Genomic DNA, 22,633 nt, shown 5'->3' with positions numbered 1-22,633 from the left:
GAGGCCGGATATGTCATTAAAAGGGAAACTCCAACGGATGAAAAAGCACATGGCGCTCGACGAAGGAGAACAAAAAATAGAAGCAGGCAAACAAGAAAACCACTTTGATGACATCCCGTTTTTAGAAGAGTGGGAGGCTTTTGGCATGAAGCCTTTCATCTTCGAAGATGAATATTGCCTCATCAGAGAAGTGGAATATTCGCTTTCTCACCGCCATGGGTTATACAGCTTTTCTGAGCTTGAGGAAGTGATCACACTGTGGAATCAAAGCGGCCTGTCGCATACATTGTCAGCAAAAGGGTATAACAAAAACAACCTCTTTTTCTTTGATACAGAAACAACCGGTCTTGGGGGTGGAGCTGGGAATACCATTTTTTTGCTTGGGCATGCGAGAGTATATGAAGACCGAGTGACAGTCAAACAGCATCTTTTGCCCAAACCGGGGAACGAAGTCGCCTTGTACCAAAGCTTTTTAAGCGAGGTTGACATTACATCACTTGTGACCTACAACGGCAAAGCCTTTGATTGGCCGCAGGTGAAAACAAGGCACACCTTGATCCGTGACAGACTTCCGAAGCTTCCGGAGTTTGGCCACTTTGATCTTTTGCATGGAGCTAGACGCCTGTGGAAACACAAAATGGACCGTGTATCTCTTGGCACGGTTGAAAAAGAGGAGCTCGGCATCCGCAGGCTAGAAGACACACCGGGCTACTTGGCGCCAATGCTTTACTTTCATTTTATCAAGGCGCAAGAGCCGGATCTTTTAAAAGGTGTCCTGCATCATAATGAAATGGATGTGTTATCACTCATTTCATTGTACATCCATATGTCTAAAAAAATCCTTTCAGAATCACATGCGCCAAAAGAACACAGTGAAGCCTATGCTATGGCGAAGTGGTTTATGGCTCATAAAGAAACGGACCAAGCGATCAAGCAGTTGGAAAGGCTTATAGAAAAATCGTTTGAGGACCAGGACAGTGCACGGCTGGATTTATCGCTCCTGTACAAAAAACAAAACCGCTTGGAAGAAGCAGTGCCGCTTTGGGAAAAGCTGTCCCGCTCGCAAAACCAGAAGTGCAGATACGCTGCTGTAATAGAGCTCGCGAAATATTTTGAGCATAAGAAAAAAGAATTCGGAAAAGCATTGCAAATAGCAGAGCAATTGCTTAGCGATGCGGCATGCTTATCAGAGAAAGAAACTGAAAAACTGCATGTGAGAATTGCCCGTCTGAAGAGGAAATATTCCTCTTAAATATTCCCCGGGAAAGCGCAAAAGACGACTTGTTTCGCCATGAATTTTTTTTGCTGAATTCACATTGATTTTGTTGTAGAATAGCGGCGAATCCTGTAAAATGACGTTAGTTATTTTTAAAGGGAGAGTTGGTATGTATAAGGGTGTTTTTTACTTGTTCTTTGTTGTGGTATTTTTGATTGCTTTTGTGTTTTCAAACTTTAAAGACAGCTTAATTGCACACTTTTAAAATAGGTCTTTGCATCAGAACATGTACCCCTTATTTTTCATAACTTAGTATTGTAATAAAGTTTATGGAAAGGGGATTTTATCATGCATCACTGCAGACCGCATATGATGGCGCCAATTGTCCATCCTACTCATTGCTGTGAACACCATACGTTTTCGAAGACTATCGTGCCGCACATTCACCCACAGCATACAACAAACGTAAACCACCAGCATTTTCAGCACGTTCACTACTTTCCACACACTTTCTCAAATGTTGACCCGGCTACGCATCAGCATTTTCAAGCAGGAAAACCTTGCTGCGACTACTAGTATGGAAAACGTGCAGCTTGATGGTGTAAACAATGCAGCACAACAAATGGGGCCCACGGGAGCCCCATTTTTTAAAGCAGGTGAAATGATGAAAGTATTGGCAATAACGGGCTATAAACCGTTTGAACTCGGGATATTTAAGCAGGATGACAAGGCGCTGTATTACATAAAAAAAGCCATTAAGAACCGGCTGATTGCTTTTTTGGATGAAGGATTAGAATGGATTTTAATTTCGGGCCAGCTTGGAGCGGAGCTGTGGGCGGCAGAAGCTGCATATGATTTGCAGGAAGAATACCCTGACTTAAAGGTAGCTGTCATCACACCATTTTACGAGCAGGAAAAGAACTGGAAAGAACCGAATAAGGAACAGTATGAAGCAGTTCTGGCTCAGGCAGACTATGAAGCAAGCCTGACTCACCGTCCTTATGAAAGCCCGCTTCAATTCAAACAAAAAAATCAGTTCTTCATTGATAAGTCCGACGGGCTTCTGCTTTTATATGACCCGGAAAAGGAAGGCTCCCCTAAGTATATGCTTGGGACAGCGGAAAAAAGGCGCGAACAGAATGGCTATCCCATCTACTTTATTACAATGGATGACTTGAGAGTGACAGTAGAGGAAGACAGCTACTCATAGCAATAAGAGAAATTTGACAACCGTACAGATTTCTGAAAAAATATATGTGATGATTCACGATACGAGGTGAAAAAGATGCTTGCTGATAAAGTAAAGCTTTCTGCGAAAGAAATTTTGGAAAAAGAATTTAAAACAGGCGTTAGAGGCTACAAGCAAGAAGACGTTGACAAATTTTTAGATATGATTATTAAGGATTATGAAACCTTCCATCAAGAAATTGAAGAACTGCAGCAGGAAAATCTGCAGCTGAAAAAACAGCTTGAAGAAGCCAGCAAAAAACAGCCTGTGCAATCTAACACAACAAACTTTGATATTTTAAAACGGCTGTCTAACTTAGAAAAACACGTTTTTGGCAGCAAGCTTTATGATTGATCACGCTTGAAAAAAATGGCGCTTGTAAATTGTAATCAGTTGTTATATAATAATTCATGTTCTTAACGTTCGGGTAATCGCTGCAGATCTTGAATCTGTAGAGGAAAGTCCATGCTCGCACGGTGCTGAGATGCCCGTAGTGTTCGTGCCTAGCGAAGTCATAAGCTAGGGCAGTCTTTAGAGGCTGACGGCAGGAAAAAAGCCTACGTCTTCGGATATGGCTGAGTATCCTTGAAAGTGCCACAGTGACGAAGTCTCACTAGAAATGGTGAGAGTGGAACGCGGTAAACCCCTCGAGCGAGAAACCCAAATTTTGGTAGGGGAACCTTCTTAACGGAATTCAACGGAGAGAAGGACAGAATGCTTTCTGTAGATAGATGATTGCCGCCTGAGTACGAGGTGATGAGCCGTTTGCAGTACGATGGAACAAAACATGGCTTACAGAACGTTAGACCACTTATATTTAAAATGATGAAAACAAGCTCTCCCGTATAAGGAGAGCTTTTATCTTGAAAAGAGAAAAGTTTTAAAAGACAGGGTGATACGATGAAGAAGTATACACTAATTGCAACGGCGCCGATGGGCATTGAAGCTGTTGTCGCAAAGGAAGTACGAGATTTAGGATACGAATGCAAGGTTGATAACGGGAAAGTTATTTTTGAAGGTGATGCACTTGCCATCTGCCGTGCGAACCTTTGGCTTAGAACAGCCGACCGCATAAAGGTTCAGGTTGCTTCTTTTAAAGCGAAAACATTTGATGAACTGTTTGAAAAAACGAAAGCGATTAACTGGCGCTCATTTATACCTGAAAACGGGAAATTCCCTGTCATCGGAAAATCGGTAAAATCAACACTTGCAAGCGTTCCTGACTGTCAGCGGATCGTCAAAAAAGCAATTGTCGAAAAGCTCAAGCTGCAGTCCGGCAAAGCCAATGATTGGATTGAAGAAACAGGTGCCGAGTATAAAGTCGAAATTTCTTTATTGAAAGATCAGGCTTTGATTACACTGGACTCATCAGGGACAGGCCTTCACAAACGAGGATACCGTGTCGATCAGGGCGGTGCGCCGATTAAAGAAACACTTGCTGCCGCTTTGGTGCAATTAACCAATTGGACGCCAGACCGCCCGTTTGTTGATCCTTTCTGCGGCTCCGGAACAATCGCGATAGAAGCGGCGCTAATTGGCCAAAACATCGCCCCGGGATTCAATCGCGATTTTGTTTCAGAGGATTGGGAATGGATCGGTAAAGATCTGTGGAACAAAGCGCGGCTTGAAGTCGAAGAAAAGGCAAATTATGATCAGCCGCTTACAATTTTCGCAAGCGACATAGACCACCGCATGGTTGAAATCGCAAAAGAAAATGCAGAGGAAGCAGGACTGGGAGATTTAATCAAGTTCAAGCAGATGCAGGTCAAAGATTTTACCACAAATCTGGAGTTTGGCGTAATTGTCGGCAACCCGCCATATGGAGAGCGTCTCGGCGAGAAAAAAGCCGTTGAGCAGATGTACAAAGAAATGGGGAAGGCGTTCGAGCCGCTTGATACTTGGTCTGTGTATATAATGACATCAAATGAAAACTTTGAGGAAGCATATGGCAGAAAAGCAACGAAGAAACGAAAGCTCTTTAACGGGTTTATTAAAACGGATTATTATCAATACTGGTCAAAAGTAAGACCGCAGCGCAAGAAAACAGAAAACGCATAAAAAGAAGACGCTCTGCATGCGTCTTCTTTCATCTTTCAGCCCTATTCTATCGTTACCAACGGTGAGCTTTCGCGTTGCTTCTCAATATAATGTTGGTTTGGGACATTTCAGTGTGACCGTTTACTTGAGACTTAGAACGTTTAGGCCGCGTCCAATTGTGATGAAACAGTTCAGAATGCTGATCTAATCGGTTTCTATAACTCATGTCAACATCACTCCCTGATAGAATATTGTTGATAAGACGGATAATCCGGAGACGGAATATCAAGTGTAGTTTGTGCATGTTTCGGTGATAACATGCGGTAAAGCATGTATATAAATTGAAAAGTTCGCATACAATGATGATTATTTCCATCAGAGGTGATCTCATGCTGAACAGCGAACATTTTAATCTTATTCAAAGGGCGCTTGACGCAACAGCAAACGAGCTGAAGGAGCTCGGAACTGATTCGTCTCCGTCTGTGATTTCGCATGCGCAAACTGATTTAGAAAAAGCGGTAGAACATATTTATTCAACAGACCATCCTTTTTTATCGTCGCATGTGATCAATCGTAAGTAAACTGCAAAAAACTTGGCATTGCCAAGTTTTTTTATTGTATTCATCAGCGGAAAATGATATTATTGGTGGTCTGAATGTCGAATAGTTGGGGGTTGGAACTAGGTGACAACATCACGTTTGCCTTTTTCTTTAACGAAAACAAAGAATTTTTATGAAGAATTGAACAATTGGATTGGTGACGTGTTTTACGATATCCTTCCCGAAAAAGGGTTTGATCTTCGGGACGAGCAAGTATTTATGGCTTTTCAGCTGGAGCGGGCGTTTAAAGAGAAAAAAGTCATGTTCGCCGAAGCTGGAGTGGGAACGGGGAAAACGCTGGTTTATCTTCTTTTTGCAATCAGCTATGCAAGGTATGTCGGCAAACCCGCCATCATCGCTTGTGCAGATGAAACATTAATTGAACAGCTGGTGAAAAAAGAGGGCGATATTTCTAAGCTGGCTGAGCATCTTGATCTGAAAATTGATACAAGGCTGTCAAAATCACATGAGCAATATTTATGCTTGAAGAAGCTTGAAAAAACAATGCAGCGTTCTGATGATGATAAATGGCTGGATCTTTATGAGTCGTTACCGTCATTTGTCCACGAGTCACAGGCGATGCAGCGCTTTTATCCGTATGGCGACCGTAAGCAGTACGCAAATCTATCGAATGAAGAGTGGTCTGACGTAAGCTACGACTCGTTTCAGGACTGTCTGACTTGTGATATGAGACACAGATGCGGTCTGACACTTTCCAGAGATTACTACCGCAAGTCAACGGACTTAATCATTTGTTCCCATGATTTTTATATGGAGCATGTGTGGACGGAAGAATCACGCAAACGAGAGGGCCAGCTGCCGCTCTTGCCTGATCATAGTGCAGTTGTATTTGATGAGGGGCACTTGTTAGAGTTTGCTGCGCAAAAAGCGCTAACCTATAGAGTGAAGCAGTCTACTCTTGAATTGTTTTTAGAACGATTGCTGCAAAATGACATCAGAGAAGAGTTTGCAGAATTGATTGAAGATGCGCTTCTCGCAAACGACGAATTTTTCTATGTTCTTTCTGAAGAATCAAAGGAAGTAGCCGGTTCACACCGTTTAGAAATAAAAAATGACCAGCGTGTCAAAAAGGCGGCGGACGAGCTTTGCCGTTTACTTGATAAAATCGGTGAGGCACTTGTATTTGAGTCTGAAATGTATACGATTGATCAATACGAACTGTCAGTAGTGGAAGAATATGTTGAACAAATGGCGTATTCATTATCTCTATATCAAAAGGATGCGATCAGCTGGCTGGAGAAAAAGGAAGCAGAATCAACTTTTGTCGTGATGCCGAGAACGGTAGCAGAAGTACTTGGCGAAAAAGTGTTTTCTAAGAAAATTCCTTATATCTTTTCTTCTGCTACGCTGTCAGAAGGCGGTTCGTTTGATTATATTGCCGACAGTCTTGGGATTCATGATTATTTGTCATTAACTGTTGATTCCCCTTATGATTATGACGAGCAAATGAGTATTAATCTATACGCAAAAACAGATATGGCCGCTGAACAAAAAACGGCTGAAACGATTGAAACAATCAAACGTTACAAAGGAAGAACGCTGGTGCTTTTCCCTTCTTTTGAAGAATTAAACGAGTTTAAAGAGCTGTCGGCGGCATGGGAGCTGCCGTATCCAATTTTCTTCGAAGGTGATGAGGAAATCAGCAGCTTAGTAGAGAAATTCCAAGAGGAAGAGGAAACAGTACTTTGTTCAGTTCACTTATGGGAAGGACTCGACATTCCCGGTGACGCATTGATGAATGTTACCATTTGGTCATTGCCGTTCCCGCCACACGATCCTGTATTTACAGCGAAGCGCAACGAAGCGAAAAAAGATCCGTTCGAAGAAGTTGATCTGCCATATATGTTGTTACGTGTACGGCAGGGCATCGGGCGCCTGATTCGCTCGAATCAAGACAGCGGCTCGATTCACATTTACGCTGGCGGAGAAAATGAACGCATCATTGATGAGGTCAAAAAGGTCTTGCCTGTTGAACCGCACATGATGTAATGGAAAAAAGCTGACGATCGTTCGTCAGCTTTTTTTATTTGTCAGCGGGATAGCCAGCCGCCATCAACTGCTAAAATATGTCCATTTACATAATCTGAAGCACGTGATGCCAAAAAGACTGCAGTCCCCCCGATATCATCCGCTTGGCCCCAGCGGCCGGCAGGAATTCTCTTTAAAATGTCCTCATTTCGCTTTTCGTCATCCCGAATAGGCTTTGTATTCGCAGTAGAAATATAGCCTGGGGCGATTGCGTTGACCTGAATACCTGACGCTGCCCACTCATTTGCAAATGATTTTGTCAAACCGGCAACAGCGTGTTTGCTCGCGGTGTAAGCCGGAACGAGGATGCCGCCTTGAAAAGACAGGAGAGAGGCAATATTAATAATCTTTCCATGACCTCTTTTCAGCATGTGCCTGCCAGCAAGCTGTGTCAGAATAAACAGGCTGTTTAGATTGACATTCAGTACGTGCTGCCAGTTCTCTTCTGGAAAATCTTCCGCTTTTTCCCGATGAATAATGCCGGCATTATTGACAAGGATGTCGATCTGCCTGTTTTCAAACAGCTCATCTGCAGAATCCTTTATCGCTTCCGGCTTGCTCATGTCCAATGTAAAAGATGTAAATATCCGGCCTTCCTGTTCCACAAGCTGCTGTGTTTCAGACAGACTGCTTGTATGTGATGTGCCGATAATATCTGCGCCAGCCCCGGCTAGGGCTTTGGCTATTCCTTGACCGATCCCTGTTCCCGGGCCTGTCACCAGCGCTGTTTTTCCTTTTAATGAAAAGGCGTCATGTAGATAACCCATCTTATTTCAGCCCATCCATCGGAACGAGATCCATGTCCGTAAATGTGTAATTTTCTCCAGCCATCGCCCACACAAAGCTATAGTTTGATGTTCCTGCGCCAGAATGAATAGACCAGGCGGGAGAAAGGACAGCCTGCTCATTTCCAACAACAAGATGGCGTGTTTCGTCCGGCTGGCCCATGAAATGAAATACCTTTGAGTCCTTTTCAAGATCCAGATAAAGATAAGCCTCCATCCGACGGTCATGAACGTGTGCTGGCATGGTATTCCAGTTGTTGTTTTGATCTAACATCGTTATTCCCATCATCAGCTGACAGCTTTTAATGCCATCCTGATGAATGACTTTGTACAGACTTCTGACATTAGACGCTGCATCATCACCAAGGCGGTCCGGTGTCAGTTCAGATAGGGCGGCTTTTTGTGTCGGATAGCTTTTGTGGGCGCAAGCGGAGACGAAGTAAAACTTCGCTTTTTCCCCGTTCAGGCTTGAAAACGATACATCCTGATTGCCCATTCCAATATAGAGAAAATCCTTTGTTTGAAGCACATATTCATCATCGCCGACTCTAACGGCACCAGGCTGGCCGACATTAATAATCCCGATTTCACGCCGTTCCAAAAAGAAGTCTGTTTTTAGAAAATCACCTGCATCAAGCTTCAGTTCACTTTGCCCTGGAGCCGCTCCGCCGATGACAACCCGGTCTTCATGTGAGTAATACATCGTAAGTTTGTTTTCTGTAAATAAAGAATCCATTAAGAAATGAGTGCGAAGCTCCTCTGTTGTAAAGCGTTTTACTTGTTCAGGATGTACAGAATAACGATTTTCCATTATATTTCCCCCTTGGTTAGGATTTCAGCATCACTTGAATGAAAATATTTTGGTAACGGTTTCAAAGAAAATTTTAGGATAAATAGTGAAAAGAGTCAACGAAAAAATAATGAATTGACACATTATTAAAAAAACTCTTCCCAAATTTTAAAATTATGGTATTCTTTTGTTGTAACGGTTTTGAAATCGGTTTCAAATATATGAGATACAGGAGCACTTGAATGAAAAAGAAAACAACAGGCCATACAACCATCAAAGATGTAGCTGAATGTGCAGGAGTTTCGAAATCGACAGTTTCCCGCTATATTAACGGAAAAATTGACGCGATTTCTCCTGAAAAAGTGAAAAACATTAAAAAGGCAATCGCAGAATTGAATTATCGGCCGAGTAAAATGGCACAAGGTTTGAAAATAAAAAAAAGCAAGTTAATCGGATTTGTTGTAGCTGACATTACAAATCCTTTTTCGGTCGCTGCTTTCAGGGGAGTCGAAGAGGTTTGTGATCAATATGGTTACAGCATTATGGTGTGCAACACAGATAACAGTCCTGAAAAAGAGCGGGAAATGCTCTTAAAGCTAGAAGCCCATTCGGTTGAGGGCTTGATTTTAAACGCAACAGGGGAAAACAAGGATGTACTCCGCGCTTTTGCTGAACAGCAAATTCCAACAATCTTAATTGACCGGAAACTGCCGGATCTGAAACTGGATACCGTAACGACTGACAACAGATGGATCACAAAAGAGATTCTTCAGAAGGTGTACAGCAAAGGGTATACTGATGTCGCGCTGTTTACCGAACCGATTTCCTCTATCAGCCCTCGTGCAGAAAGAGCAGCTGTGTATCAGGAAATGGCTTCGGTTCATAATGTGAACGGGGTCAGATTGCATGAAATTGACGTAAAGGACAAGGAGCAGCTTAAGGCGGCGCTTCGTTCTTTTCACAAGGAAATGCCGGAGCAAAAAAAAGCGATTCTGGCTTTGAATGGCTTGATTATGCTGAAAATCATCAGCTGTATGGAAGAGCTTGGCCTGCGCATCCCTCAAGATATAGGGATTGCAGGATTCGATGATACGGAATGGTATAAACTGATCGGTCCAGGTATTACAACGATCGCCCAGCCGTCACATGATATGGGCAGGACGGCGATGGAACGTGTATTAAAAAGGATTGAAGGTGACAAAGGAGCGCCTCAAACCATTGAATTAGAGGCAAAAGTCATCATGAGAAAGTCACTTTAATCCTAGGTGCCCTCAACTAAGAGGAGGTTGGGAAGAGATGAAGCTTGATGCGGTGACATTCGGGGAATCAATGGCCATGTTTTATGCAAATGAGTATGGAGGCCTTCATGAAGTATCCACTTTTTCTAAAGGGCTTGCCGGAGCAGAAAGCAATGTCGCCTGCGGCCTTGCCAGACTCGGATTCCGAATGGGATGGATGAGCAAGGTCGGCAATGATCAGCTCGGAACGTTTATTTTACAAGAGCTTAAAAAAGAGGGAGTGGATGTGTCCCGCGTGATCCGCTCGCAGGACGAAAATCCCACCGGGCTGTTGCTGAAGTCAAAAGTGAAAGAAGGCGACCCGCAAGTTACCTACTATAGGAAAAACTCAGCTGCAAGCACATTAACTTCAGCTGAATATCCGAGAGATTATTTTCAATGCGCAGGCCATTTGCATGTGACAGGTATTCCGCCTGCCTTGTCAGCCGAGATGAAAGACTTCACGTATCATGTCATGAACGACATGAGAAACGCAGGGAAGACCATTTCATTCGACCCTAATGTAAGACCTTCGCTTTGGCCTGATCAAGCAACAATGGTACACACAATCAATGATCTGGCTGGGCTTGCAGACTGGTTTTTCCCGGGTATCGCAGAGGGAGAGCTATTGACCGGAGAAAAAACACCTGAAGGCATTGCCGACTATTATTTGAAAAAAGGTGCCAGCTTTGTTGCTATTAAACTTGGAAAAGAAGGCGCTTACTTTAAAACGGGGACAAGTGAAGGATTTCTAGAAGGCTGCCGGGTCGACCGGGTGGTTGATACGGTCGGCGCCGGAGACGGATTTGCAGTCGGTGTAATCAGCGGTATCCTAGACGGTTTGTCGTACAAGGATGCGGTGCAAAGGGGAAATGCGATTGGCGCTTTGCAAGTGCAGGCACCGGGGGATATGGACGGTTTGCCGACCAGGGAGAAATTAGCTTCTTTTTTATCTGCTCAAAGAACGGTTCACCAAAAGAAAGGGGATTATTAATATGGAGTCCAAAGTCGTTGAAAACCGTCTGAAAGAAGCAAAGCTGATTGCAGTCATTCGTTCAAAGGATAAGCAGGAGGCCTGTCAGCAGATTGAGAGTTTATTAGATAAAGGGATTCGTGCAGTTGAAGTGACGTATACGACCCCCGGGGCATCAGATATTATCGAATCCTTCCGTAATAGGGAAGATATTTTAATTGGCGCGGGCACGGTCATCAGCGCGCAGCAAGCTGGGGAAGCTGCTGAGGCTGGCGCGCAGTTTATTGTCAGTCCGGGTTTTTCAGCTGATCTTGCTGAACATCTATCTTTTGTAAAGACACATTATATCCCCGGCGTCTTGACTCCGAGCGAAATTATGGAAGCGTTGACATTCGGTTTTACGACATTAAAGCTGTTCCCAAGCGGTGTGTTTGGCATCCCGTTTATGAAAAATTTAGCGGGTCCTTTCCCGCAGGTGACCTTTATTCCGACAGGCGGGATACATCCGTCTGAAGTGCCGGATTGGCTTAGAGCCGGAGCTGGCGCCGTCGGAGTCGGCAGCCAGCTGGGCAGCTGTTCAAAAGAGGATTTGCAGGCTGTTTTCCAAGTGTAAGTGGAATTGTTTTTTCATAACCGGAGGATGGGAGAATCCACAATATGAAAATCAAGGCGACAATTGAACGGGTACCTGGCGGAATGATGATTATTCCGCTATTTCTTGGAGCGGCGCTCAACACGTTTGCGCCTGGAACAGCGGAGTTCTTTGGAGGGTTTACGGGTGCTTTGATTACCGGAACGCTGCCGATACTGGGTGTTTTTATCTTTTGCGTAGGAGCAACGATTGATTTTCGTTCTTCAGGCTATATCGCAAGAAAAGGAATCACGTTATTATTGGGGAAGATCGGATTTGCGGCGCTGCTCGGCGTGATCGCAGCGCAATTTATACCTGACGAAGGCATACAATCCGGCTTTTTTGCAGGCCTTTCTGTTTTAGCAATTGTCGCGGTAATGAATGAAACGAACGGCGGACTGTATTTGGCGCTCATGAATCACATGGGAAGAAAAGAGGATGCGGGCGCTTTCGCCTTTATCAGTACAGAATCTGGTCCTTTTATGACCATGGTGACGTTTGGTGTGACGGGACTTGCCGCATTCCCATGGGAAACGCTGGCAGCGACAGTCATCCCGTTTTTACTTGGATGTATACTTGGAAATCTGGATCATGATCTCAGAGACTTATTCAGCAAGGTTGTGCCGGCGATCATTCCATTTTTCGCCTTTTCGCTCGGCAATACCTTGAATTTTGGAATGCTGATCCAATCAGGGCTGCTCGGCATTTTTATCGGAGTTTCTGTCGTCATTTTATCGGGCAGTTCTTTGTTTTTGCTTGATCGTTTTATTGCGCGGGGAGATGGTGTCGCGGGAGTGGCCGCTTCTTCTACGGCAGGGGCGGCTGTAGCCGTGCCATATGCATTAGCGGAAGCGAATGCCTCATTTGCGCCAGTTGCTGAGTCGGCAACTGCAATTATCGCGACAAGCGTTATTGTCACCTCGCTCTTAACCCCGCTGGCAACAGTGTGGGTAGATAAAAAAATCAAGCAGAAAAAGCGGAGAACACCTCCGCCAAAAAATCAAATGACGATCAACTGAATAAAAAGGCTGCCATAAAAACATACCGGCAGCCTTTTATACAAACAATTTGACTTTCATACCCCCTTCCATTAGCCTGTAATGGAACGGCTAGAATAGGGAGGGAATGGATATGGAGATACATACATATGAAAAAGAATTTTTTGATCTTTTAAAAAGAATCTCACATTACAGCGAAGCAGTTGCGTTAATGCACTGGGACTCCAGAACAGGCGCGCCGAAAAACGGCTCAGAGGATCGTGCCGAAAGTATCGGCCAGCTTTCAACAGATATATTCAATATCCAAACATCAGATCGAATGAAGGAGCTTATCGATGTCCTGTATGAACGATTTGATGACTTGTCGGAAGATACGAAAAAAGCAGTGGAACTGGCGAAAAAAGAGTATGAAGAGAATAAGAAAATCCCTGAGGCTGAATACAAAGAATACGTGATTCTGTGTTCAAAGGCAGAAACAGCGTGGGAGGAAGCGAAAGGAAAATCTGATTTCAGCTTGTTTTCTCCTTATTTAGAACAGCTGATTGAATTCAATAAACGTTTTATTACGTATTGGGGATATCAAGAGCATCCTTATGATGCATTGCTTGATTTGTTTGAGCCCGGCGTCACGGTAAAGGTGCTTGATCAGCTGTTTGCTGAGCTGAAGGAAGCGATTATCCCTCTTGTTAAACAGGTGACAGCTTCCGGAAATAAACCAGATACAAGCTTTCTTACAAAAGCGTTCCCGAAAGAAAAGCAAAAAGAGCTCAGTCTGTATTTTTTACAGGAGCTTGGCTACGATTTTGATGGCGGAAGACTTGATGAAACCGTTCATCCGTTTGCAACTACGCTGAATCGGGGAGACGTTCGGGTCACGACGAGATATGATGAAAAAGATTTCCGGACGGCGATCTTTGGCACCATTCATGAGTGCGGGCACGCGATTTACGAGCAAAATATTGATGAAGCACTCAGTGGCACGAACTTGTCAGACGGCGCATCAATGGGAATTCATGAATCGCAATCATTATTTTACGAGAATTTTATCGGTCGCAACAAGTATTTTTGGACACCGTACTATCAGAAGATTCAAGAAGCATCACCTGAACAGTTCAAGGACATCTCCCTGGATGATTTTGTCCGGGCAATCAATGAATCAAAACCTTCATTTATCAGGGTCGAAGCGGATGAATTAACGTATCCTCTTCATATCATCATCCGTTATGAAATTGAAAAAGCGATTTTTAGCAATGAAGTGTCTGTGGAAGATCTGCCGTCGCTTTGGAATCAAAAATACCAGGATTATTTAGGGATTACACCGCAGACCGACGCAGAGGGGATTTTACAGGACGTCCATTGGGCAGGTGGAGATTTCGGCTACTTCCCATCCTATGCGCTCGGCTACATGTATGCGGCTCAGCTGAAACAAAAAATGCTTGAGGATCTCCCTGAATTTGACGCTCTCTTGGAAAGAGGAGAGTTCCATCCGATAAAGCAATGGCTGACGGAAAAGGTGCACATTCACGGAAAACGGAAAAAGCCGTTAGACATTATTAAAGATGCAACAGGAGAAGAGCTGAATGTTCGCTATTTAATTGATTATTTATCAAACAAATATTCAAATCTCTATCTGTCATAATCAAAAGCCTGGCGGCGCGTCGTCAGGCTCTTTTATATCGAATCCCCTTGAAATACGAATGATATCTAAAAAAACAAAAATAAAGTTCGGGAATTTTTATTTTCAGCCTATGCAAGAGATTAGAATCTTGATATAATTTATTACAATATAATAGGAACACTCATATAATCGCGTGGATATGGCACGCAAGTTTCTACCGGGCACCGTAAATGTCCGACTATGGGTGAGCAATGGAACCGCACGTGTACGGTTTTTTGTGATATCAGCATTGCTTGCTCTTTATTTGAGCGGGCAATGCTTTTTTTATTCTCATAACGGAGGTAAGACAAGATGGAAGCACTGAAACGGAAAATAGAGGAAGAAGGCGTCGTATTATCTGATCAGGTATTGAAAGTGGATTCTTTTTTGAATCACCAAATTGATCCGCTGCTTATGCAGAGAGTTGGTGACGAATTTGCGTCCAGGTTTGCAAAAGACGGTATTACCAAAATTGTGACAATCGAATCATCAGGTATCGCTCCCGCTGTAATGACGGGCTTGAAGCTGGGTGTGCCAGTTGTCTTCGCGAGAAAGCATAAATCGTTAACACTCACCGACAATTTGCTGACAGCGTCTGTTTATTCCTTTACGAAACAAACAGAAAGCCAAATCGCAGTGTCTGGGACCCACCTGTCGGATCAGGATCATGTGCTGATTATCGATGATTTTTTGGCAAATGGACAGGCAGCGCACGGGCTTGTGTCGATTGTGAAGCAAGCGGGAGCTTCTATTGCGGGAATTGGCATTGTTATTGAAAAGTCATTTCAGCCGGGAAGAGATGAACTTGTGAAACTGGGCTACCGAGTGGAATCTTTGGCAAGAATTCAGTCTTTAGAAGAAGGGAAAGTGTCCTTCGTACAGGAGGTTCATTCATGAGAAATGGATTCGGCAAAACGCTGTCTTTAGGGATTCAGCATGTTCTTGCCATGTATGCCGGCGCTATTGTTGTTCCTCTGATTGTTGGAAAAGCAATGGGACTGACTGTCGAGCAGCTGACTTACTTAGTATCGATTGATATTTTTATGTGCGGTGTGGCTACCCTTCTGCAAGTGTGGAGCAACCGATTTTTTGGGATCGGGCTTCCGGTAGTGCTTGGATGTACCTTTACAGCTGTATCGCCAATGATTGCGATTGGATCTGAATATGGGGTTTCAACAGTTTACGGCAGCATTATCGCTTCAGGCATTCTTGTCATTTTTATTTCATTTTTCTTTGGAAAGCTCGTATCGTTTTTTCCGCCGGTCGTGACAGGCTCTGTTGTTACGATTATCGGTATTACATTGATGCCGGTTGCCATGAATAACATGGCCGGCGGAGAAGGAAGTGCAGATTTCGGAGATCTCTCCAACCTTGCTCTTGCTTTTACCGTGTTGAGTATCATTGTGCTTCTGTACCGTTTTACAAAAGGCTTTATCAAGTCCGTCTCGATTTTGATCGGTATTTTGATTGGCACCTTCATCGCTTATTTTATGGGGAAAGTTCAATTTGATAATGTTTCGGATGCGGCAGTTGTTCAAATGATTCAGCCATTTTACTTCGGCGCGCCGTCTTTTCATGCAGCGCCTATCATTACGATGTCCATCGTTGCAATTGTCAGCCTTGTGGAGTCAACTGGTGTTTACTTTGCTTTAGGTGACCTGACAAACCGCCGTTTGACAGAGAAAGATTTGTCTAAAGGCTATCGAGCTGAAGGACTGGCTGTGCTTCTGGGCGGTATTTTTAACGCTTTTCCTTATACGGCATTCTCTCAAAATGTCGGGCTTGTTCAGCTCACAGGGATCAAAAAAAATGCCGTCATTGTGGTCACAGGTGTGATACTAATGGCATTTGGGCTGTTTCCAAAGATCGCTGCTTTTACGACCATTATTCCATCCGCTGTTTTGGGCGGTGCAATGGTGGCGATGTTTGGAATGGTGATCGCTTACGGAATTAAAATGCTCAGCCGCATTGATTTTGCGAAACAGGAAAATCTGCTGATTGTTGCCTGCTCAGTGGGATTGGGGCTCGGTGTGACCGTTGTGCCGGATATTTTCAAACAGCTTCCGAGTGCCTTAACGCTGCTTACAACGAATGGCATTGTGGCGGGTAGCTTTACTGCAGTCGTCTTAAATATTGTATATAACGTTTTTTCTAAAGCTAAAAAAACAGAACAAGAAGCTGACCTCGCTGAACAAAAAACAGCAGTCTAACTCCGCCGCGGCGGAGTTTTTTTGCATATAAAAAAGATTGTTGCGGCACAATGTATGCAAAGAGGTGATCGCATGGCGTTTATTTTATCCATTGGAACAAGTCTTCCTGCGTATAATGTAAACCAAGAGAAAGCGGCCGAGTTCGCCCGCTATATGTTTCAGCATTCTTTTAAGGATATTGACCGGCTGTTATCCTCCTTTAAAAACGGGCAAATCTATTCGAGACAGTTTGTTAAGCCGATTGAATGGTATAAAGAGGGGCACAGCTTTGAAGAAAAAAATCAAATATACATAGAAGAAACACTTAAACACAGCAGAGCGGCTGTTCGTGAGTGCCTCTCTCATCCGGAATTTTTTCAAGAAGCCATTCCTTATGAGAAAGTGGAAGCTGTTTTTTTCGTCTCCAGTACAGGTCTTTCCACACCGAGTATCGAGGCGCGGCTTATGAATGAACTTCCGTTTTCTCCATATACGAAGCGGATTCCGATTTGGGGGCTTGGCTGTGCAGGAGGAGCCAGCGGACTTGCGCGTGCAGCCGAATACTGCAAAGCGTATCCTGAGGCTTTTGTGCTTGTCATTGCTGCCGAGCTGTGCAGCCTGACATTCCAGCCGGAAGATAAAACGAAAAGCAATCTGATCGGCACCTCGCTTTTTGGTGACGGCATTGCCGCAGCTTTATTATGCGGAGAGAAGGCGGACCGCAGGGTGTCAAAGCTGAAGCTTGCGCCGAAGATAATGGACGCCCAATCTGTTTTGATGAAACAATCAGAAGATGTCATGGGCTGGGACTTTACCGATCAAGGATTCAAAGTCATTTTTTCACGAGACATTCCGACCTTGGTGGAAAAATGGCTCAAAACAAATGTACAGATTTTTTTGGACAAACATAAGCTGTCATTCCATGATATCAGTGTTTTTTTGGCGCATCCAGGCGGAAAAAAAGTGATCGATGCATACATCAAAAGTCTCGGGCTGTCGTCAGAAAAGCTTTCATCTGCGCAAAGCATTTTGCAAAAGCACGGAAATATGTCTTCAGCCACAATCTTGTATGTGATCAAAGACCATCTGCAGAACGGACATAAAAAGGAAGCTGAACGAGGACTGATTGGCGCATTAGGGCCGGGTTTCTCATCAGAGTTGCTATTATTCAGCTGGGAAAAGGGGGCCTGACTCATGTTTTGGTTGTTGATCGCCATTCTCATTGTTCAAAGAGCAGCAGAAATGGCAGTGGCCAGGCAAAACGAACAAAAGGTAAAGAAGCAAGGAGCAATTGAATTTGGCGAGAGCCACTATCCGTATATCATTACGATGCATATCCTTTTTTTCCTGTCCTTAATTGCCGAGGTGCTGCTGATGAATAAACAGCCGTCCAGCTGGTGGCTCGGTATCGCTGCAGTGATTTTAAGCGTACAGATCGTACGGTATTGGGCGCTTTGTTCCTTAGGGGCATATTGGAATACGAAAATCCTTGTTGTTCCAGGTGTAGAGCTTGTAAAAAAAGGTCCATATAAATGGATGAAACATCCAAACTATGCCGTTGTTATCCTCGAAATTTTGCTGATTCCGCTGCTTTATCAAGCATACGTCACCATGTGTCTGTTTTCCATTTTCAATGCCGTGTTGTTAAGCGTCAGAATTCGCGCAGAAGACAAAGCATTACAGGAATACAGCGTAAAATAGCGATTGAAAATCATTCTCAACCATGTTAAAATGGATTTGAAAAAGATTCTCAATCAGGATGGTGAAGCAAATGACAATGCTGTTTTTGCTTGGAGCGGTTTGTACATATAGTGTATTAATTGGTTTTGTATTAAAAGGAATCTCTAATAAATCTGTTTGATGAATCTGGAACTTGTAAAAGTTGCAGATTTTCTTTTATAGAAGCTGCCGTAATGGCGGCTTTTTTCTATTCTCCTAAAGAAATTTGGTTTATTCTTGTGTAAAATGAAAAGGGAATGAATTCAGATCTTTCGAAAAAGGTTCACAATTGAAACGGCACAAAGGGGTTCAGACTTATGACAGATCAAAACAGAAAAGAGCTTTTGCATAAAACCGGGGAACTTTATAAGCAATTTATTGAGAATCAAGATGAACAAAGGGCTGCTAAACTGGCTGCGGTCATGAAAAAAGCGGCTGATGAAGAGGTTTATATCGCGTTTACCGGGCATTATTCAGCGGGGAAATCGTCACTGCTGAACTGCCTGTTAATGGAGAATATTTTGCCGACAAGCCCGATTCCGACAAGCGCTAACCTTGTTGTGATCAGAAACGGGGAAAAGCGAGTTCGGCTTCATACAACAGACGGAGCGTGTGCTGAGCTGGAAGGGGCTTACCAGAAAGACAAGGTGCAGCAATATTGTAAAGACGGGGAACAGATTGAAAGCGTCGAAATTTTTGACAGGTATACTGAGATCGATTCCGGGGTTGCGTATATTGATACTCCAGGGATAGATTCAACAGATGATGCTCATTTTCTATCGGCTGCTTCTATTCTTCACCAAGCGGATGCGCTGTTTTACGTCGTTCACTATAATCACGTGCACGCTGAGGAAAATGTAAAGTTTCTCAGATCAATAAAAGAAAGCATTCCGAATGTGTATTTTATCGTCAATCAAATTGACCGCCATGATGAGACGGAGACGAAATTTGGAGACTATCAAGCGCAGGTAGAGGAGATGCTTTGCAATGAAGGGATTTCAAGGGAAGCGCTCTATTTTACGTCAGTAACAGAACCGGATCACCCGTTCAATCAGATGGGGGCCCTGAGAGAAGAGTTAAGAAGAATAGAACAGCAATCAAAAAGCAATATGCAAGCTTTAACGGAACAAAAAGTCCGTAATCTGCTAAAGGAACATACGGAAATGCTGAAGAAAGACGAAGCAGGCGCTCCGAGTTTCGCTGAACAGCTTAATATCCAAACTGGACTGGTCCAATCGCTGCGTGATCAATTGGATGTGGCCGAAAAACAAACGACTGAGGCAGAGAAGAGGATGCAGGAAGAAATCAATCTTATTTTAAAAAACGCCAACCTGACGCCTTTTGAAATGCGTGAATTGGCGGCTGCATTTTTAGAATCACTAGAGCCTTCCTTTAAAACCGGCTTTTTCTTTTCTAAAGCGAAAACTGCACAGGAAAGAGATAAAAGGCGGAATGCTTTTTTCTCTGATGTGGCAAAACGAACAGAGGCCGAAGCGGATTGGCATATAATAGACACGCTTCATAAACTCGCCAAGGCATTTGATGTCTATACCGCTGAAAGTGAAAAGCTGATTCAGGCCTATCGCACACCGCTTGATATAAGCATCATTGAACGCGCGGTCAAGCATGGTGCAGCCTTTTCTTCTGAATATGTATTGCAATATACAAAAGATTTGGCAGAGCTCATCCGGAAAGAGGCGAAAAGAGAAGCCGCAGACATCATAAAGGTGCTCTCCGCTATGGTGAAAGAGCGTGTTTCCAAAGATGTGCAAACAATTAACGACCGGCTCGTCCAAGAATCAGAAAAACTTGTCTTTCTTCAAGAACAGGCGCGTTTAGAGAATAATGCCCGAGAGAAAACCGATCGCCTGTGGGCCATTTGGGAAGAAGAAGCCGCATGCCCAATGCATATAGACACAGAATGGTTTAAATCGAAGAAAACAAGAGTGGCGGCTCCAGAGCAGAAACAAGGCCGAAGCCAGCTGACGGCGCAGCCGATGCCGAAATCAGAAATCAAAATGGAACAAGAAATGCCGCTTCAAGACCAAATCAAACGCTTTTACACTTTGTCTGACCTTTTAAGCGAATGCAGCATGTTGTTAAAGCAAACTTCAGCGTTTCGTGAAAGGGTGAAAAGGCTTGAGGAACGGAAATTTACACTCGCTCTTTTTGGAGGCTTCAGCTCGGGGAAATCATCATTTGCCAATGCGCTTGTCGGCGAAAGAGTGCTGCCATCTTCACCAACGCCAACCACAGCGACAATTAACAAGATCACAAAGCCAATCAATGGCAACTTAAACAAAACAGCGGATGTAGTGTTTAAGACAGAGGATGACATAACGGCTGAAATTTTGCAGCTCACCGGAATACCAAAGGAACCGGCAGGCCGTTCTTTCACAGAGAAGTGGGAAAAGGCAGTCAAAAAAAACAGGCTGCAGGAAGAACACGTGAAATTGATCAGCAATTTCCTGCTTGCATATGAGAAGTATCAGCAGTATATACAGGAACAGAAGAAATTAACGATTCCGCTATCTGAATTAAAGCCGTATGTAGCAGAGGAAACAACGGCCTGTGCTGTGAAAGAGGTAACGGTCTACTATACATGCCCGCTCACTGAAAAAGGGATTACGATTGTTGATACACCCGGCGCGAGCAGCATGAATAAACGGCATACAGAACTGGCATTCCAATATATCAAAGATGCCGATGCATTTTTTTATATGACTTATTATCAGCACTCTTTTTCAAAAGGAGACCGTTCATTTTTGCGAAAGCTTGGACTTGTGAAAGAATCGCTCAGCATGGATAAAATGTTTTTTATTATTAATGCTGCAGACCTTGCAAAAGATAAAACAGAACTCGAAACAGTGACCGATTATGTCAGCGCAGAGCTTGTAAAAGAAGGGGTTTATGAACCGCAGCTCTTTACCGTATCAAGTAAGGAGGAACTGGTGGGAAAACCGGAGTCATTTTACAATCAGTTCTCAAAAGTAAGAAAACACTTAGACCGGTTTATCGAAGTGGACGTAAAAAAAGCGTCAGCAGCGCAGCTCAGTTCGGAGGCAGACAAACTATGCGAAACCGTTTTTCAGCTTCACCAATCCCAGCATCAGTCCCGAGAAGAGAAGGAAGCGCAGAAACAGCGCCTTATGCTGTCATTTGAGCGGACAGCGGCCGATATCGAGAAACGGCGGAACTCAAAAACCATCATTGAAAAAGTAAAAAAAGATACAAGAGAGCAGCTATATCACATTGCACAGCGATTATCATATTTTGCAAATGATTTATTAAAATCGGCATTTCATCCTGGACTGCAAAACGGGGATTGGAAAAAGAACGTCAGTAAAGCGATGACAACAGCCTTACATGAATATCAATTTGAATATATTCAGGAAATCAAAACGCTTGATGTTCGCATGAGCGGTTTCATCGAACGGCATATCAATGAAGAATGGCTGGATCAATTTCAAAAAACATTAAACGAGGACGGTTATTTTTCCGTTTATGCGGGTGATCAGCATTCGAACGGCATACAGTTGAAGGAAGTTGAACCGGAAATAGAAGAACGTGCTTTTGAGCAGGAACTAAAAGAGGTCAAATCACCGAAGCAGTTTTTTGAGCAGAAAGGAAAAGCGGCCTTTATCGAAGCTGTACGGATGAAACTTACGAAAATCACAGAGGCATGGATAAAAAATGAAGAAGAAAGCCTGATCTCTCATTACACAGCTCACCTCAGACGCTTACAGGAAGATATGGGTGAAAAAGCAATCGCGCAAATAACGGATCAAAAAGAGACATATTTAAGAGGATATGCGGAAGGGGAACATGCGAAAGAGATTGAAATGGCGTACCAGGCGTGCATCTCCTGGAAAAATTCAGACAATACAATAAAAATGTAAAATTCAGTTGGCTTGTATTTCAAGTCATGATAGACTAAATAGAAAAAAGCGAGATGAACGATTAATGTCAGAGGTACATAAAGCAATTTCAGCACATTCATCAAAACAGCACGAGCATATCAAAGCATTTATGCGTCTTGAAAATATGCGTGAATTGGCGATTGAAGAAGCTGTTGCTAAATGCAGAAACGATGAGCCTTATACTACAGATGCAATTAATGAAATTACCGAGCAAATGAATCAGCTCGCTAAAAAAGGCATCGTCCCGACAAGACGGCTTGTATCAAAAGAAATGGTCAGAGAATACGTAAGCCGCATGTAAGCTGGATGATCCTGTCGCGAGTGAACCTCCTGCCGGAAGCATATACTATATGCATCCGACGTAAGGGGGGATTCATGTTGGGCAGAACAAAGCTCGGAAACAGAAATGCACAGGCGAATAACAATGCCAAAAAGAAAAACGGATTTCAAACCCATTTTGACTCTTACGCAGGACGCGAAGCTGAAAAGCTGATCGCCAGCAACAAAAGACACAACGATTGATAAATATCCAAACAGTATCTCTAATTAAAGAGATACTGTTTTT

Annotated in this window: 24 protein-coding genes, 1 other RNA gene and 1 riboswitch; of the genes, 22 read left to right on the top strand and 3 right to left on the bottom strand. The window is 43.6% G+C overall.

The features are described 5' to 3' along the window. Nucleotides 1-10 precede the first annotated feature (10 nt). From mrfB to NST79_RS11530, 7 genes are all read left to right on the top strand, one after another. Nucleotides 11-1,252, top strand: coding sequence for a metal-dependent exonucleaseMrfB (gene mrfB / locus NST79_RS11560; protein ID WP_029318000.1), 1,242 nt, complete (start codon nt 11-13; stop codon nt 1,250-1,252). A 100-nt stretch (nt 1,253-1,352) separates the two neighbouring features. Next, nucleotides 1,353-1,481 carry a hypothetical protein gene (locus NST79_RS11555; protein WP_003230707.1) on the top strand — a complete coding sequence of 43 codons (129 nt, stop codon included), beginning with the start codon at nt 1,353-1,355 and terminating at the stop codon, nt 1,479-1,481. An 83-nt stretch (nt 1,482-1,564) separates the two neighbouring features. Then, on the top strand, nt 1,565-1,792 hold the full coding sequence (gene cotD, locus NST79_RS11550; protein WP_010886551.1) for a spore coat protein CotD: 228 nt from the start codon (nt 1,565-1,567) through the stop codon (nt 1,790-1,792). Between the two features lie 88 nt (nt 1,793-1,880). Then, nucleotides 1,881-2,426 carry a DUF1273 domain-containing protein gene (locus NST79_RS11545; protein WP_024571852.1) on the top strand — a complete coding sequence of 182 codons (546 nt, stop codon included), beginning with the start codon at nt 1,881-1,883 and terminating at the stop codon, nt 2,424-2,426. A gap of 75 nt (nt 2,427-2,501) precedes the next feature. Further along, nucleotides 2,502-2,798, top strand: coding sequence for a cell division regulator GpsB (gpsB, locus tag NST79_RS11540; protein WP_003225629.1), 297 nt, complete (start codon nt 2,502-2,504; stop codon nt 2,796-2,798). A gap of 65 nt (nt 2,799-2,863) precedes the next feature. After that, nucleotides 2,864-3,244: RNase P RNA component class B (gene rnpB / locus NST79_RS11535), an RNA gene on the top strand. A 100-nt stretch (nt 3,245-3,344) separates the two neighbouring features. Then, nucleotides 3,345-4,502: a class I SAM-dependent RNA methyltransferase gene (locus NST79_RS11530; protein WP_029318001.1), complete on the top strand. Its 1,158-nt coding sequence runs from the start codon at nt 3,345-3,347 to the stop codon at nt 4,500-4,502. A 52-nt stretch (nt 4,503-4,554) separates the two neighbouring features. Here the strand turns inward: NST79_RS11530 and NST79_RS11525 are convergent, their stop codons facing one another. Continuing rightward, nucleotides 4,555-4,707 (bottom strand): YpzG family protein, encoded by a 153-nt coding sequence (locus NST79_RS11525; RefSeq protein WP_010327933.1) that lies wholly within the window; start codon nt 4,705-4,707, stop codon nt 4,555-4,557. Nucleotides 4,708-4,870: 163 nt separating this feature from the next. Between NST79_RS11525 and NST79_RS11520 the strand changes: the two genes are divergently transcribed. Beyond that, nucleotides 4,871-5,062, top strand: a complete 192-nt coding sequence (locus NST79_RS11520; RefSeq protein ID WP_003246090.1) for a hypothetical protein — start codon at nt 4,871-4,873, stop codon at nt 5,060-5,062. 102 nt (nt 5,063-5,164) lie between these two features. After that, complete coding sequence (locus NST79_RS11515; RefSeq protein ID WP_029318002.1) at nt 5,165-7,090, top strand: ATP-dependent DNA helicase; 1,926 nt, start codon at nt 5,165-5,167, stop codon at nt 7,088-7,090. Nucleotides 7,091-7,131: 41 nt separating this feature from the next. Here the strand turns inward: NST79_RS11515 and kduD are convergent, their stop codons facing one another. Both kduD and kduI read right to left on the bottom strand, forming a co-directional pair. After that, nucleotides 7,132-7,896, bottom strand: a complete 765-nt coding sequence (kduD, locus tag NST79_RS11510; protein WP_029318003.1) for a 2-dehydro-3-deoxy-D-gluconate 5-dehydrogenase KduD — start codon at nt 7,894-7,896, stop codon at nt 7,132-7,134. 1 nt (nt 7,897) lies between these two features. Then, entirely contained in the window at nt 7,898-8,725 is an 828-nt protein-coding gene (gene kduI / locus NST79_RS11505; protein WP_212060685.1) for a 5-dehydro-4-deoxy-D-glucuronate isomerase, read from the bottom strand. A gap of 221 nt (nt 8,726-8,946) precedes the next feature. Between kduI and kdgR the strand changes: the two genes are divergently transcribed. The 13 genes from kdgR (at nt 8,947) to NST79_RS11440 (ending at nt 22,590) form a co-directional block, all read left to right on the top strand. Next, entirely contained in the window at nt 8,947-9,963 is a 1,017-nt protein-coding gene (kdgR, locus tag NST79_RS11500) for a pectin utilization transcriptional regulator KdgR (protein WP_029726794.1), read from the top strand. Between the two features lie 37 nt (nt 9,964-10,000). Continuing rightward, nucleotides 10,001-10,975 (top strand): 2-dehydro-3-deoxygluconokinase, encoded by a 975-nt coding sequence (gene kdgK, locus NST79_RS11495; protein WP_015251846.1) that lies wholly within the window; start codon nt 10,001-10,003, stop codon nt 10,973-10,975. A gap of 1 nt (nt 10,976) precedes the next feature. After that, nucleotides 10,977-11,567 (top strand): bifunctional 4-hydroxy-2-oxoglutarate aldolase/2-dehydro-3-deoxy-phosphogluconate aldolase, encoded by a 591-nt coding sequence (gene eda, locus NST79_RS11490; RefSeq protein WP_029726795.1) that lies wholly within the window; start codon nt 10,977-10,979, stop codon nt 11,565-11,567. Nucleotides 11,568-11,611: 44 nt separating this feature from the next. Next, entirely contained in the window at nt 11,612-12,604 is a 993-nt protein-coding gene (gene kdgT / locus NST79_RS11485) for a 2-keto-3-deoxygluconate transporter (protein WP_015714144.1), read from the top strand. A gap of 112 nt (nt 12,605-12,716) precedes the next feature. Beyond that, nucleotides 12,717-14,222 (top strand): carboxypeptidase M32, encoded by a 1,506-nt coding sequence (gene ypwA, locus NST79_RS11480; protein ID WP_212060683.1) that lies wholly within the window; start codon nt 12,717-12,719, stop codon nt 14,220-14,222. A gap of 140 nt (nt 14,223-14,362) precedes the next feature. Further along, nucleotides 14,363-14,462, top strand: a riboswitch (purine riboswitch). 90 nt (nt 14,463-14,552) lie between these two features. Continuing rightward, nucleotides 14,553-15,137, top strand: coding sequence for a xanthine phosphoribosyltransferase (gene xpt / locus NST79_RS11475; RefSeq protein WP_015714142.1), 585 nt, complete (start codon nt 14,553-14,555; stop codon nt 15,135-15,137). Beyond that, nucleotides 15,134-16,450 carry a xanthine permease PbuX gene (gene pbuX / locus NST79_RS11470; RefSeq protein ID WP_015714141.1) on the top strand — a complete coding sequence of 439 codons (1,317 nt, stop codon included), beginning with the start codon at nt 15,134-15,136 and terminating at the stop codon, nt 16,448-16,450. The genes xpt and pbuX overlap by 4 nt, the downstream gene beginning before the upstream one ends. A 72-nt stretch (nt 16,451-16,522) precedes the next feature. Beyond that, nucleotides 16,523-17,620: a type III polyketide synthase BpsA gene (gene bpsA, locus NST79_RS11465; RefSeq protein ID WP_250629461.1), complete on the top strand. Its 1,098-nt coding sequence runs from the start codon at nt 16,523-16,525 to the stop codon at nt 17,618-17,620. Nucleotides 17,621-17,623: 3 nt separating this feature from the next. Next, nucleotides 17,624-18,130, top strand: a complete 507-nt coding sequence (gene bpsB, locus NST79_RS11460) for an alkylpyrone methyltransferase (protein ID WP_004398552.1) — start codon at nt 17,624-17,626, stop codon at nt 18,128-18,130. Nucleotides 18,131-18,200: 70 nt separating this feature from the next. Then, a complete protein-coding gene (fbpC, locus tag NST79_RS11455; RefSeq protein WP_100069434.1) occupies nt 18,201-18,290 on the top strand; it encodes a Fur-regulated basic protein FbpC in 90 nt (29 codons plus the stop codon). Between the two features lie 175 nt (nt 18,291-18,465). Then, the gene (gene dynA / locus NST79_RS11450) at nt 18,466-22,047 is read left to right on the top strand and encodes a dynamin family protein (protein WP_212060681.1); all 3,582 of its coding nucleotides are present in this window, start codon (nt 18,466-18,468) and stop codon (nt 22,045-22,047) included. A 64-nt stretch (nt 22,048-22,111) separates the two neighbouring features. Then, a complete protein-coding gene (locus NST79_RS11445; protein WP_003230757.1) occupies nt 22,112-22,369 on the top strand; it encodes a YpbS family protein in 258 nt (85 codons plus the stop codon). Nucleotides 22,370-22,443: 74 nt separating this feature from the next. Then, a complete protein-coding gene (locus NST79_RS11440; RefSeq protein ID WP_003230761.1) occupies nt 22,444-22,590 on the top strand; it encodes a hypothetical protein in 147 nt (48 codons plus the stop codon). Nucleotides 22,591-22,633: the final 43 nt, after the last annotated feature.

The organism is Bacillus sp. PS196 (assembly GCF_037963555.1).
Taxonomy (GTDB): Bacteria; Bacillota; Bacilli; order Bacillales; family Bacillaceae; genus Bacillus; species Bacillus subtilis.
This window is presented reverse-complemented; position numbering and strand designations above follow the sequence as displayed.